Annotated in this window: 8 protein-coding genes and 2 pseudogenes; 3 read left to right on the top strand and 7 right to left on the bottom strand. The window is 73.4% G+C overall.

Features of this window, described 5'->3' with window-relative positions; translation table 11 throughout:
• Positions 1-64: 64 nt before the first annotated feature.
• The 6 genes and pseudogenes from sucD to KUM40_RS26715 all read right to left on the bottom strand — a co-directional run bounded on the left by sucD (position 65) and on the right by KUM40_RS26715 (position 8,676).
• Positions 65-949, bottom strand: a complete 885-nt coding sequence (gene sucD / locus KUM40_RS26740) for a succinate--CoA ligase subunit alpha (protein WP_217168752.1) — start codon at positions 947-949, stop codon at positions 65-67.
• A 28-nt stretch (positions 950-977) separates the two neighbouring features.
• Positions 978-2,162 carry an ADP-forming succinate--CoA ligase subunit beta gene (gene sucC / locus KUM40_RS26735; RefSeq protein WP_217168751.1) on the bottom strand — a complete coding sequence of 395 codons (1,185 nt, stop codon included), beginning with the start codon at positions 2,160-2,162 and terminating at the stop codon, positions 978-980.
• A 607-nt stretch (positions 2,163-2,769) separates the two neighbouring features.
• Positions 2,770-3,651 (bottom strand): hypothetical protein, encoded by an 882-nt coding sequence (locus KUM40_RS26730; protein WP_217168750.1) that lies wholly within the window; start codon positions 3,649-3,651, stop codon positions 2,770-2,772.
• 182 nt (positions 3,652-3,833) lie between these two features.
• Complete coding sequence (locus KUM40_RS26725; RefSeq protein ID WP_217168749.1) at positions 3,834-5,003, bottom strand: VWA domain-containing protein; 1,170 nt, start codon at positions 5,001-5,003, stop codon at positions 3,834-3,836.
• Positions 5,000-7,432, bottom strand: a complete 2,433-nt coding sequence (locus KUM40_RS26720; protein WP_217168748.1) for a DUF5682 family protein — start codon at positions 7,430-7,432, stop codon at positions 5,000-5,002. Before KUM40_RS26720 ends, KUM40_RS26725 begins: the two co-directional genes overlap by 4 nt.
• 132 nt (positions 7,433-7,564) lie before the next feature.
• A pseudogene (locus KUM40_RS26715) lies at positions 7,565-8,676 on the bottom strand (AAA family ATPase).
• A gap of 131 nt (positions 8,677-8,807) precedes the next feature.
• Here KUM40_RS26715 and KUM40_RS26710 point away from each other — a divergent pair.
• Entirely contained in the window at positions 8,808-10,181 is a 1,374-nt protein-coding gene (locus KUM40_RS26710) for an SWIM zinc finger family protein (RefSeq protein WP_217168747.1), read from the top strand.
• A 452-nt stretch (positions 10,182-10,633) separates the two neighbouring features.
• Positions 10,634-12,265 carry a DUF5691 domain-containing protein gene (locus tag KUM40_RS26705; protein WP_374227427.1) on the top strand — a complete coding sequence of 544 codons (1,632 nt, stop codon included), beginning with the start codon at positions 10,634-10,636 and terminating at the stop codon, positions 12,263-12,265.
• Between the two features lie 136 nt (positions 12,266-12,401).
• On the opposite strand, the gene KUM40_RS26700 is transcribed toward KUM40_RS26705, so the two are convergent.
• On the bottom strand, positions 12,402-12,818 hold the full coding sequence (locus tag KUM40_RS26700) for a cobalamin B12-binding domain-containing protein (RefSeq protein WP_217168746.1): 417 nt from the start codon (positions 12,816-12,818) through the stop codon (positions 12,402-12,404).
• 492 nt (positions 12,819-13,310) lie between these two features.
• On the opposite strand from KUM40_RS26700, the pseudogene KUM40_RS26695 reads away from it, so the two are divergent.
• Positions 13,311-13,611 (top strand): annotated as a pseudogene (locus KUM40_RS26695) (lipase); the annotation flags it as partial.

Below are 13,611 nucleotides of genomic sequence, written 5' to 3'. Positions count from 1 at the left end.
GTGGCCCGCCCCCTGCGAACAGGGGACGGGCCACTCGGTGTGCCCGGTGTGCTCGGGTGTCGTGTCAGCCGGCCAGGATGGCGCGGGCCAGCTTCGCCGTCTCGGTCGGCGTCTTGCCGACCTTGACTCCGGCGGCCTCCAGGGCCTCCTTCTTCGCCTGGGCGGTGCCGGACGAACCGGAGACGATGGCGCCGGCGTGGCCCATGGTCTTGCCCTCGGGCGCGGTGAAGCCCGCGACGTAGCCGACGACCGGCTTGGTCACGTTGGCCTTGATGAAGTCGGCCGCACGCTCCTCGGCGTCGCCACCGATCTCGCCGATCATGACGATCAGGTCGGTCTCGGGGTCGGCCTCGAACGCGGCGAGCGCGTCGATGTGCGTGGTGCCGATGATCGGGTCGCCACCGATGCCGACGGCGGTCGAGAAGCCGATGTCACGCAGCTCGTACATCATCTGGTACGTCAGCGTGCCGGACTTCGAGACCAGGCCGATGCGGCCCGGCTTCGTGATGTCGCCCGGGATGATGCCGACGTTGGACTGGCCCGGCGTGATGATGCCGGGGCAGTTCGGGCCGATGATCCGGGTCTTGTTGCCCTTCTTGCCGGCGTACGACCAGAAGGCGGCCGAGTCGTGCACGGCGATGCCCTCGGTGATCACGACGACCAGCGGGATCTCGGCGTCGACGGCCTCGACGACCGCGTCCTTGGTGAACTTCTCCGGCACGAAAACGACGGAGACGTTGGCGCCGGTCTTCTCGATGGCCTCCTTGACGGTGCCGAAGACCGGTACCTCGTTGCCGTCGAAGTCCACGGAGGTGCCCGCCTTGCGCGGGTTCACGCCGCCCACGACCTCGGTGCCGTCGCCGAGCATGAGCTTGGTGTGCTTCATGCCGGTGGCACCGGTCATGCCCTGGACGATGACCTTGCTGTCCTTGTTGAGCCAGATAGCCATGGTGTGTTGTTGTCCTCGTCCTGAGTGCTTACTTGGCGGCGGCGTGAGCCAGCTCGGCGGCCTTGTCGGCCGCGCCGTCCATGGTGTCGACGCGCTGGACCAGCGGGTGGTTGGCGTCGGTGAGGATCTTGCGGCCCAGCTCGGCGTTGTTGCCGTCGAGACGGACGACGAGCGGCTTCTCGACCTTCTCGCCGCGGTCCTCCAGGAGCTTCAGCGCCTGGACGATGCCGTTGGCGACCTCGTCGCAGGCGGTGATGCCGCCGAAGACGTTGACGAACACGGAGCGGACGTCCGGGTCGCCGAGGATGATCTCCAGGCCGTTCGCCATCACCTGGGCGGAGGCACCGCCACCGATGTCCAGGAAGTTGGCGGGCTTCACGTTGCCGTGCGCCTCACCGGCGTACGCGACGACGTCCAGGGTGCTCATGACGAGACCCGCGCCGTTGCCGATGATGCCGACCTCACCGTCGAGCTTGACGTAGTTGAGGTTCTTCTCCTTGGCGGCGGCCTCGAGCGGGTTGGCCGCGGCCTTGTCGTGGAGGGCCTCGAAGTCGGGGTGCCGGAACTCGGCGTTGTCGTCCAGCGACACCTTGCCGTCGAGGGCGATGACGTCGCCGGAGACGACCTTGGCCAGCGGGTTGACCTCGACCAGGAGGGCGTCCTCCTTGATGAAGGTGTCCCACAGCGTGACGAGGATGTCGGCGACCTTGCCGGCCACCTCGGCCGGGAACTTCGCGGCCTCGACGATCTCGCGCGCTTTCTCGGGCGTCACGCCGTCGATCGCGTCGATCGGCGTCTTGGCGACGGCCTCCGGACGGGTGGCCGCCACCTCCTCGATCTCCATGCCGCCCTCGACGGAGGCGATGGAGAGGAAGGTGCGGTTGGCACGGTCGAGGAGGAAGGAGACGTAGTACTCCTCGACGATCTCCGGGGCGGTCTCGGCGATCATCACCTTGTGGACCGTGTGGCCCTTGATGTCCATCCCGAGGATGTCCGTCGCCCGGGCGACGGCCTCGTCCGCGGAGGCGGCCAGCTTCACGCCGCCGGCCTTGCCGCGGCCACCGACCTTCACCTGAGCCTTGACGACTGACTTGCCGCCCAGACCCTCGGTGATCGCGCGCGCCGCCTCAGGCGTGTCGATGACTTCACCGGCCAGCACCGGTACATCGTGCTTGGCGAAGAGGTCCCTCGCCTGGTACTCGAACAGGTCCACGCGCTTCCGTCCCTATCAGTGATCTCGCGGTTCTCTGGATGCGTGGGCGTGCCGCGAGGGCAACGTGACGTCCGCTGTGTCACAAGGGGAGCGCACACGGTGACCGAGCGCGCGGCATGTCCGTCTCGCAGGTTATCGCCGCTTCCCGGGGGTCTCTAAATCGTGGGTCACACCTGAGCGGTGATGCCTGTCACATGATGCCGCGCTCACTGGCACCCGGTGCCGGGAGTGAGGGGCCGGGGGGCCCGAGGGAGGGCGCCTCTCGAGCCGATGGAAGGGCCTCACCGGGCTGGGGTTGACCCGGTGAGGCCCGTCGGGCTCGCTGATCCCCACCCCAATGGGGACCAGGCGGCCCGGACCGCGGGGTTTCGGCCGGACGGAGGCCGACGGCTTTCGGCCGTCCGAGGCCTGCCGCCCCGCGGAGTCTGCGCCCACTGGGCGAGGGCGGGCGGGGGTGGAGCGGGGTCGGGGTCGGGGTCGGTCGGGGGCTGTCCGGGGTGCAGTCCAGGTGACCGACCCGGCGATGTCCTCGACGCCGGTCATCGCGTGGCCGACCGGCGGAGGAGGCCTCTGCTCCCGTACTCCCGTGCGCTCGTGCTCCGGCGTCCTAGGCGGGAGAGACGGGAATGTCCCGGTACCGGTCCCAGGGCTCGACCGTGTCGGCGCGCACCAGGGCGCCGGGTACGAGTCGGAACGCGATCCGGTGGTGCGGGGTGACCGCGTGTGCGTCACCCTGGCGCGGCGTCCCCTGGTCGGCGCCGGACGTGGTGCCGAGCGTGCCGTCGGGATCGCCGCCGGGTGCCCGGTGGGCAGGGGCGTGCTCGGTGGGGGCGGGCACGGCACGGTGGATGTCGACGTGCTCCGTGACGGACGCCCCGCCGTGGCCGCCGTACGCCGGCCCGTACGCGTCGTGTGCCGCGTCTCCGGCTCCGTCGGAGTCGCGCGGCCCGGTGGCGCCGGACGCGTCAGCGGCCTCGTGGGTGGTGTCCGGTGCCGTACTCGTACTCGCACTTGTGCCCGTGCCCGTGCCCGTGTTCGTGGGTGCGGGCCGCGGGTCCGGGTCGGCCGGACCGGACGGGTCCGGAAGTACCGACAACGGGGGCGAAGAGGGCAGCACGGGCAGCGACGGTGCGGAAGGAAGCGCCGGCAACGCCTCCAGCGGCGGCACCTCCGCCCGCGCGACGGCCCCGAGCCCCTCGGTCACCGTCTCCACCACGTCACCGACCGGCCGCACGACCCGACCCTCCGTAACCCGGTCCTCCACGGTCCGGACGACGTTCCGGGGGCTCTCTGCGGGAAGGTCGAGTACCTGGCCGACCGTGTCCTTCAGGGACGGCGTCTCGTCGGCAGCCTGCGCCCGCTCTCCGCAGAGCACCCCGAGTACGAACAACCCGCCCACCAGCAGCGCCATGTGCAGCGCACGCCGCCCGGCCGCCGTGCGCATCACGCGCAGAGCGGCACCACCGGGCAGGGCTGCTGACCAGATCAAGAGGGGGAGATTCCTCCCGTGCGGCGGAACGGGCCACGCGTCGAACATGACATCGACCAAGACATCGACACGCCGCGCGATACTCGCACGAGGGTCCGGAGGTCGTGCAAGCCCCGTCCTGCCGATGGGCAGTCATATCCGTTTTACCCGGGGGAATCGGTTCGCCTCGGATCGATAAATCGTCACCCGGCATCCAGTATCGGCAGGGGGCGCTTCTCGATCGCCGCCGCCATCACCTCCGGGAAGAGGTCGGGCGTGCAGGCGAAGGCCGGTGCGCCCAGTGCCGCGAGCGCCGCCGCATGGTCCCGGTCGTAGGCGGGCGTCCCCTCGTCGGACAGGGCCAGCAGCGTCACGAACCGTGTCCCGGCCGCCTGCATCGCCGCGACCCGCTTGAGCATCTCGTTCCGTATACCGCCCTCGTACAGGTCGCTGATCAGCACGACCACCGTCTCCGCGGGCCGGGTGATCCGCGACTGGCAGTACGCCAACGCGCGGTTGATGTCCGTGCCGCCGCCGAGTTGCGTGCCGAAGAGCACGTCGACTGGGTCGTCGAGCTGGTCGGTGAGGTCGGCGACCGCCGTGTCGAAGACGACGAGCCGGGTGTCGATCGAGCGCATCGACGCCAGCACCGCGCCGAACACGGACGCGTACACGACGGACGCCGCCATCGACCCGGACTGGTCGACGCAGAGGACGACCTCCTTCTTCACCGAGCGGGACGCCCGCCCGTACCCGACGAGCCGTTCCGGCACGACCGTCCGCTGCTCGGGCAGGTAGTGCTTGAGATTGGCCGCGATCGTGCGGTTCCAGTCGATGTCGTGGTGGCGGGGCCGGCTGATGCGGGCGCTGCGGTCGAGGGCGCCGGTCAGGGTGGCCCGGGTGCGGGTGGCGAGCCGCTTCTCCAGGTCCTCGACGACCTTGCGCACGACGGCACGCGCCGTCTCCTTCGTCGTGTCCGGCATCGCCTTGTTCAGGGACAGCAGGGTGCCGACGAGGTGCACGTCGGCCTCCACGGCCTCGAGCATCTCCGGCTCCAGCAGGAGCGTGGCGAGCCCGAGCCGGTCGATCGCGTCCCGCTGCATGACCTGCACGACGGAGGAGGGGAAGTAGGTCCTTATGTCCCCCAGCCAGCGCGCCACGGCCGGTGCGGAGGCCCCGAGCCCCGCGGAACGGTCCCGCCCGGCCCGTGGTCCGTCCCCCTTCCCGTAGAGCGCGGTGAGCGCGCCGTCCATCGCCGCGTCCCGTCCCGAGAGCGCACGGCCGGTGCCGTCTGCCGGGTCACCGCCGAGTACGAGGCGCCACCGCCGCAACCGCTCCTGTGCCGCCTCGGCCTCCACCGGATCGGTCGTCATGCGTCCACCCCCACAAGATCGTTGTCGTCCGGCCCTCGCCCCGCGTCTCGGCCCAGCAGCAGCCGGACCACGGGCAGCACCGCGTCGGCCCGTCCGGTGTCGAGGCCGTCCGCGAAGCCCGGTATGCCGGAGCCGGCCGCCGTCACACTCCCCCGCGCCCGCGGTCCGCGCCGGACCAGCTCGCCCAGGCTGCGGCGCACTCCCGGCTCGTAGGCCGAGAAGGTACGGCGCAGCAGGGGCAGTACGTCCGTGAACGCCTCCGCCGCCACGCCGGTCAGCCAGGTGTCGATCAGGGCGAGCAGCCGCTCGTCGTGCAGGAGGAGCATGCCGCCGCCCGAGCCGCCGCCGACGAAGCCCTCGATCCAGGCCGCCGCGTCCGCCGGTGGCGTCCCCGGGGACAGCACCAGGCCCATGAGCCGCGCCGCCTGGTCCGGCGCCAGCTCTCCGTCGTCCAGCAGGAGCCGTACGGCGCGCCCGCGGACGACGCCGGGCACGGTGTCTCGCGCGCAGAGCGTGCGCAGCACGGCCTGCCAGCGGGTCCGCAGGTCGCGGTGGCCCGGCGCGGGAGCGTCGCCGAGCAGGCCGACCGCTCCGTGCACGGCGTCCACGTGGCGGCGCATCTCCTCGGCCGCGTCGGCGTCCAGTGCGGCGCAGGCCGCGGGCAGGCCGACGAAGACGCGCTCGGCGAGACCGGCGGCGACCTCGGCCAGGGCGCCGGTGTCCGTGCCGCGCACATCGCCGTAGCGCAGCGAACGGACGAGGGCCGGCAGGGCCTGGGCGAGATGGCCGACGTCCGTGTCGAGCGCCGCCCGGTCGGCGAGTATCCGCATCACGGGCGGGAGCGCGTCCGGCAGTTCGGCCAGCAGGCAGCGTTCGGCGAGCGCGGTGACCTCGGCGAGGCCCGGCGCGGTGACGGCGTCCGCCTCGGCTCTGGCGGTCGCGGCGGACAGCACGGTCGTGCCCCACACCCCGGCCTCGGCGACCCGCACCGACAGCTCCGGCTCCCACCGCAGCCGCCATGTCTCCCGGAACGTGCCCGTGCTGCGCGAGGCGGCGGGCGCGCCCCAGTCGACGCCGAGCAGCCGCAGCCGGTGCAGCAGTCTGCTGCGCCCCGCGTCGGTCTCCTTGCGCAGGTCGAGTTCCAGCTCCCGCTCGGACGCCTCCGGCTTGAGCCGCAGCCGCCGCTGGGTCCGGGTCAGGTCCCGCTGCAACGGCACCGCGGGCGCCCCCGCGGGGACCTCCCCCAGTACGTCCCCCACCACCAGGCGGTCGTGGACCAGCGCCAGCGGCACGTCGGAGCCGTCGCACATCACCGCCCGCACGGCGTCCGTCGTCTCGCTCAGCCCGGGCAGCGGCCGTCCGCGCAGCACCGCGAGCGTCCCGGCCAGCCGCGCCGCCTCGATGACGTGCGCCGGGGAGACGATCCGGTCCTCCTCCCGCAGCAGTCCGGCCACCTTGGTCAGCCATCGCTCGACGGGCCGGTCGACCGCGGCGAACAGATGGCCGTACCAGCCCGGCGACTCGATGCCCGCCCCGTACCCGCCGGCCCGGGACAGTCTGCGGTGGGTCCAGGGCACCCAGGTCATGTCCACCTTGGTCCTGGGCAGCCCCTTCAACAGGGCCCGGTCGGCGGCGACGGCGACCTTGCGGCGCAGTGCGGGCACGTGCCACGCCCCGCAGACCACGGCGACCCCCTGAGTGAACTCCCGCCGCGCCGCCCGGACCTGGAGTCGCATGTACGCCTCGCGCACGAGGTCCCGATCGTGTCCGCCCCCCTCTTCCCTTTCCTCTTCCCTTTCCTCCTCCGTCTCCTTCTCTGTTTCCTCCTCCGTCTCCCGCAGCGCCCCCATCGCCTCCTCAAGGGCCGTGAACGGAGCGAGCGCGTCTCCGTCTCCCGCGCCCCGGTGCTCGACGACGTCCTCCCACCAGCGCTCGGGGTCGTCGTGGCCGGCGGCCTCGGCGAGGGCGGCGAGCGGATCGCCCCGGACGTCGGGGAAGGCCGCGCCGGGCGAGCGCCCCCGCGCACCGGGTTCGTCCGCCGCCCGCCACGCCAGCGTGTGCGTGGCGGGGAGGTCGATGAAGCGGGCCGGTACGCCGTGTTCCAGCGCCCAGCGGACGGCCACCCACTCCGGGGAGAACTCGGCCAGCGGCCAGAACGCCGAGCGGCCGGGCTCGTCCACGGCGTGGGCGAGGAGCGCGACCGGCGGCCGCATGTCCTCGTGGGCGGCCAGCGCGATCAGGGCGTCGGCCTCCGGCGGCCCTTCGATCAGCACGATCCCCGGCCGCGCCGCCTCCAGCGCGGCCCGCACCGCCCGGGCCGACCCCGGCCCGTGGTGACGTACGCCCAGCAGCAGCGGCCGGTCCCCGAAATCGCCGGGGCCGTCCGGCCCGCCGGGGCGGTCGCTCCCGGCCCTGTCAGTGCCCGTCACGCCGTCCTCCTCGCCGCCGGGTCCAGGTCGAGTCCTCGTCGTCTCCCGTCGTGCCGGTCACCGCTGCACCCGCCCCAGCCCATCTCCCTGCCCTTGCCTTGGCCCCGCGTCGCGTCCGCGTCCCCGTGCCGTTCACGCGGTCACCTCCCGGCAGGCCCGGTAGAAGTCCTTCCAGCCGTCGCGCTCGCGCACGACCGTCTCGAGGTACTCCTGCCAGACGACGCGGTCGGTGGCCGGGTCGCGGACGACGGCGCCGAGGATGCCCGCGGCGATGTCCCCGGGCCGCAGCACCCCGTCGCCGAAGTGGGCGGACAGCGCGAGGCCGCCGGTGACTACGGAGATCGCCTCGGCCGTGGACAGCGTGCGCTGGGCGACTTGACCTTCGTACGCCCGTCGCTCGTGAGCCCGTCGCGCAGCTCGCGGAAGACGGTGACGACGCGGCGGATCTCGTCACCGCCGTCGGGCGCGGCCGGCAGGTCGAGGGAGCGGCCGATCTGGTCGACGCGGCGCGTGACGATGCCGACCTCGGCCTCGGCGCTCTCCGGCAGCGGCAGCACCACGGTGTTGAAGCGGCGGCGCAGGGCGCTGGACAGGTCGTTGACCCCGCGGTCGCGGTCGTTGGCGGTGGCGATGAGGTTGAAGCCGCGGACCGCCTGTACCTCCTGGCCCAGCTCCGGTATCGGCAGGGTCTTCTCCGACAGGATCGTGATCAGGGTGTCCTGCACGTCGGCCGGGATACGGGTCAGCTCCTCCACCCGGGCGGTCATGCCCTCCGCCATGGCCCGCATGACCGGGCTGGGCACGAGGGCGTCCCGACTGGGGCCGTGGGCGAGGAGCCGCGCGTAGTTCCAGCCGTAGCGGATCGCCTCCTCGGGGGTGCCGGCCGTGCCCTGCACCAGCAGCGTCGAGTCCCCGCTGACGGCTGCGGCGAGGTGTTCGGACACCCAGGTCTTCGCGGTGCCGGGCACGCCGAGCAGGAGCAGGGCGCGGTCGGTGGCGAGCGTGGTGACGGCGACCTCGACGATGCGGCGCGGGCCCACGTACTTCGGGGTGATCACCGTGCCGTCGGGCAGGGTGCCGCCGAGCAGGTAGGTGGCGACGGCCCAGGGCGACAGCTTCCATCGGGCCGGACGCGGACGGTCGTCCTGCGCGGCCAGTGCGGCCAGTTCGGCCGCGAACGCGTGCTCGGCGTGCGGCCGCAACGGCTCCGCGACTCCGGGCGTCTGTTCCACGATTACGGGCATGGTTGATTCCCCCTCCAGCTCGGCCGGTTCGACCTGCCATCCACGGTGCACCACGCCACTGACAATCGCCCTGACCTGCGAAAATACTCTCGTTCGGGCCATTGTCAGTGGGGGGATCTACCTTCGATGTCATGACTCAGCAGGGGGTGCGCTGGACCACGGATCAGGTGCTGACACTGGCGCCTGACGCCGCGTCACGCAGGGCGGGCAGCCGACTCGGCGCGGCGGGGCCGTGGTCCGAGGTGGGGAGTTCCGACGAGGGGGCGGTGTGGGGGCTGTGCAAGGGCGGCGGCAGCGAGCCGTATCGGACGGTCGTCGACGTCGCGGACGTGTCCGGGCCCGCGTACGCGTGCGGTTGCCCGAGCCTCAAGTTCCCGTGCAAGCACGCGCTGGGGCTGTTGCTGCTCTGGGCGGGCGGCGCCGGTGCGGTGCCGCCCGGCTCGGAGGCGCCGGACTGGGCGGAGCGGTGGCTCGCCGCACGGCGCGAGCACGGGAGGGACGTACAGGCGGGGACGGAGGGGACAGCGGGCTCGTCCGCTCCCGCGTCCGTCTCCCGTGACCCCGAGGCGGCGCGGCGCCGGGCGGCGCGGCGGGCCGAGCGGATCACGGCGGGGGCGACGGAGCTGGAGCAACGGCTGGCGGACCTCCTGCGCGACGGACTGGCGGGCGCGGAACAGGCGGGATACGGGCTGTGGGAGGAGACTGCGGCCCGCATGGTCGACGCCCAGGCACCGGGGCTGGCCTCGCGGGTGCGGGAGCTGGGGTCCATACCGTCGTCGGGCCCCGGCTGGCCGGTGCGGCTGCTCGAGGAGTGCGCCCTTCTCCACCTGCTGGACCAGGCCTGGTTGCGCCGCGAGCGGCTGCCGGACGGTCTGGCGGCGGCGGTCCGTTCGCGCGTGGGCCTGCCGGCGTCCGCGGACGGCCCACCCGTGCGGGACCGCTGGCTGGTCCTCGCCCAGTACGACACCTCCGACGCACGGCTGACGACCCGTCGCATCTGGTTGTACGGCGCGGAGACGGACCGCACCGCACTTGTCCTCTCCTACGGCGCCGCCGGCCGGGCCCCGGAGCAGGCGCTGCCGGTGGGGCTGGCCCTGGAGGCGGAGGTATCGGCGTATCCGGGCGCGGGTCAGCGGCGGGCAGCCCTCGGCCGGCGGTTCGCGCCGCCGGAGCCCACGCGGATGCGCCCGAGGGGGGTGACGACGTCACAGGCGGCCATCCGTTACGGCGAGGCCCTTCGTGACGACCCGTGGCTGGACTCCGTACCGGTGACCCTGGGGCGGGTGGTCCCGGTGCCGGACGGCGGCTCCTGGCAACTGGCGGACGCAGACGGGGACACGGCACTGCCGCTCGCCCGGGCCGCCGGAAACCATCCGGGCCTGTGGCGCCTGGTCGCCCTGTCGGGCGGCGCGCCCGTCACGGTCTTCGGCGAGTGCGGCCACCGGGGCTTCACACCACTGACGGCCTGGCCGGTCGGCCCGGGCCCCGCGGTGCCGCTGTGCTGACCCGTCCCGGGCAATGGACCAGGTCCCGGGCAATGGAACCAGAGGGGAACCACATGACCAGCACGCCCGCCCCCACGGAAGGGTCCACACCGACGCCGGCCACCGTGGCGGGGTCGGCCATCGAACCGGAGACCTCCGCCCCAGCCAGCGAGCCGGCGGCCTCCGCGATGACCGAGGCAGACCCCGGCTCCGAGGCTGACGCGAGGCCCGCGGCCACCGCCCGGGCCACGACCACCACCGATCCCGATACCTATCCCTATCCCGAACCCGCCACCGCACCGGCGACGGCACCGGCGACGGCACCGGCGACGGCCGTCGAGTCCGAGGTTGCTGCCGTCCGGGCCACGGCTGCCTCCCTCCCCGAACCCGCTGCCGCGCCGCCTGCCCATCCCCGGCCGGGCGCGGGCTCCGCACCGGGCGCTGGCGCCCGTGGCGCGTCCGCGTCCCCTCCGGTGCACTCCTCCGCGTCGGTGTCGGCGTCCGCGTCGGCTTCCGGCGCGGGTGTCTGGGAGGAGTTGGTCACCTCGGCGTTGCTGGGTACGGACCGGCGTACCCCGCCGGGCGGCGAGGCCGGGCCCGGGGCGGCGGCCGCGTTGCTGGACGCGGCGGCCGCCGAGACCGTCCGCCGTCGCGCCGGGCTGCGGCCGGCCCGCGCGGCCCGGCGCCCCGACCCGGCGCCCGAGGATTCCCGCCCGCCGCTGCCCGCCGCGGCCGCCCGTCGGCTCACGATGCTGCTCACCGACCGCCCCGGCGCGGCGGGCGGTGGCCGCAGAGGCAGCGCGCCCGATCTGATGGAGCTGTTGCCCCAGTGGCTGGCGACGGCGAACGCCCGGGGTTTCGCGGCCCCGCCCCAGGCACTCCCGGCGCTGCTGGACGCGGCGCGGGGACGTACGGACCTGCGACCGGCGGCGCTGACGTTCGCGGGGCCCCGTGCCCTGTGGCTGGCCCGGCTGAATCCGGACTGGCGGTTCGCCCTGCGTGCGACGCCGGGCGGAGGGGACGCGGTGCCCGGCACCGATGCCACGGAGCGGGCCCGGCGGCTCTGGGACGAGGGTCTGTTCGCCGAGCGGGTCGCGCTGCTGGCGTCCCTGCGCGTCCGGGACCCCGCCGGTGCGCGCGAGTTGCTGGCCTCGACCTGGGCGACGGAGCGGGCCGAGGACCGGCTGATGTTCCTGGACTCGCTGCGGACGGGACTGGCACCGGCGGACGAGGCGTTCCTGGAGCAGGCGCTGGCCGACCGCAGCCGCAACGTACGGGCGACGGCCGCGGAGTTGTTGTCGGCGCTGCCGGAATCGGCGCTGGCCGCGCGGATGGCGGCGCGGGCGGCGACGTGCGTGTCCCTGGACCGGACCCTCGCCCCGGCGGCGATAGTCGTCGAGGCGCCCCACGAGTGCGACCCGGGCATGGAGCGGGACGGCGTGGTGCCCAAGCCGCCCGCGGGGCGTGGGGAACGGTCGTGGTGGTTCGGTCAGTTGGTGGAGGCGGCCCCGCTCGGCACCTGGTCGGCACGGCTCGCGGGGCGTACGGCCGAGGAGATCGTCGCCCTGCCGGTGTCGGACGGCTGGCAGGGCGAGCTGCACGCGGCGTGGTGCCGCGCGGCGGTACGACAGCGCGACGGCGCGTGGGCGAGGGCGCTGCTGGGAGCGCCCACGGCGCCCGAGGCCGGCGGTCCGGGGGCGGTGTCCCTGGCCGAGCGGGCCAAACTGCTCGGCACCCTGGGCACGGCCGAACGCGCCGAGTGGGTCGCCGGGTTCATCGCGACGCACGGACTGTCCGAGGCGTTCCAACTGCTCGGCATGTGCGGGGTGCCGTGGGCCACGCCGCTCGGCCGGGCGGTGGTCGACGCGCTCGACATCGCCCGGGACGCCGGGAGCTACCCGTGGAGCTTCAGCGGCGTCATGGGCCTGGCCGAACGCTGCCTCGACCCCTCGGAGGCGGGACGCCTCGACGGCCTGCTGGCGATACCGGACGAGTCGGAGGACGCGTCGCCGGGGGCCGGGGGGTATTGGGCGGAGGCGTTCCAACGGCTCGTCACGACGTTGCGTCTGCGGGCGGCGATGGCCGAGGAACTCCGGGCGGGGTAGCCAGGGCGCGGCGTCGACACGGGGTGGGCCGGCGCGCACACCCCGGCGCCCACCGGTGCGCCGCCCTCCAGTGCACCCTCGCGGGGTGCCCGCGTCGGCGCCGGTGCGAGACCCGCACCGGCGGAGCGGGCGGCGGTCACGCCTCCGCGTGCTCCCGTACCTTCACCCGGACCCAGTCCACGATCGACGCCGTGGTCGCGCCCGGAGTGAAGATCTCCGCGACGCCCTTCTCCTTCAGCGGGGCGATGTCCGCCTCGGGGATGATCCCGCCGCCGAAGACCAGGATGTCCGCGGCGTCCCGCTCCCGGAGCAGCTCGATCACGGCGGCGAAGAGCGTGTTGTGCGCACCGGAGAGGATGGACAGCCCGATCGCGTCGGCGTCCTCCTGGATCGCGGTGTCCACGATCTGCTCGGGAGTCTGGTGAAGCCCGGTGTAGATGACCTCCATACCGGCGTCGCGCAGGGCCCGCGCGATCACCTTGGCCCCGCGATCGTGGCCGTCGAGCCCCGGCTTGGCCACCACCACGCGGATCGGACCGGCTGCCACACCCATCACTGCCTCCATGAAGCGACTACATCCATCCGTACGTACCGACAAGTACCGCACACTTCACCGACGCCGTACACAGGGGGCATGGCACGTGAAGCGGCACATCATGCACGAAGTGCGCAAAGTGCACATCCTCGCGGCGCGAAACCCCCGCACCACAGCGTCCGGGGAAGTGAACGAACGTTATCGCCAGCATCCCGCAACCGGCAGTTTCGCGGTGGATACAGAGGGGGAAATCACACGGTGGGACACGTTCGCCGCGCACCGCTCCAGGGCGCGGCGGCCATACGCGCACGGAGAGCCACACGGACGCCCGCCCGCCCGGACACCACCGGTCTCATAAGGCCCACAGAACTCGGCTACCTCTGATACGGCACATCGGCACACGGGTAGGTATAAACCTCACAAACACCACCAATCACTGGTGTCACGGCGCTCCACAAGGGCACACGGGGGACAGAGGCGTCCCTGGTCGTGCCGACAGGAGGTCGGCCCATGAAGGTCACCACGGCAGCACTGCCCCTTCTTCCGCTCATTCAGCGTCTCCTGCCCGGTCTCCCCGGTCTGCCCGGTCTCCCCCCGATCCCAGGACTGCCGGAACTGGCACGCATTCCGGGCCGGCTGACCGGACTCTCCCTGACCCTCCTGAAGGCGAGCGCCCTGGAGGCCGCGATCCTCGCCGGTCATCTCCTCCTCTACCCCTCAGGGATCATCCAGGAGCGGCGCCCGGGCGCGGTGCGCCCGGACTCGGCCCTCCCGCCGGCGGACTCCCAGGACCCGCAGCCCACCCCTCCCA

Origin of the sequence: Streptomyces sp. AC512_CC834 (assembly GCF_019049325.1) — a bacterium.
GTDB lineage: Bacteria > Actinomycetota > Actinomycetes > Streptomycetales > Streptomycetaceae > Streptomyces.
Note: the sequence above shows the minus strand (reverse complement) of the source record. Positions and strands in the feature narration are given on the sequence as shown.